The 269-nt window shown below is 62.1% G+C and carries 1 protein-coding gene; it reads right to left on the bottom strand.

Annotated features, from left to right (window positions below; all coding sequences use genetic code 11):
- Positions 1-269, bottom strand: a 269-nt coding sequence (locus ACPYOM_RS22625) for a hypothetical protein (protein WP_481347683.1), incomplete at both ends; no start/stop codon positions are given.

Here is a 269-nt window from a genome sequence, read left to right as displayed (position 1 = left end):
ATCCCAAACATCCGGCGTGCCGTCGAGAAGCGGCCAGTGATCGCGATAGGTCCTGTCGTTGGCGACGCCATATATCTGCACGCGCTGGCCGAGAACCTCGCCGTCCACATTCCAGATCGGAAGAATGGCATCGACGTGCTGCGGAAGCCACATTCGCAGCCTTGCCGCCTCGTCTTCGCTCCGCGCCGTCACGTAAAGCTCGGAAGCGAGCCGCTGGTCGAGCCATCCGACAAAGGTCGCCCGGAAGCTCGATACCATGGTTCCGACAC

The sequence above is a fragment of the Monashia sp. HAY1-2A genome (genome assembly GCF_056755315.1).
This window is presented reverse-complemented; position numbering and strand designations above follow the sequence as displayed.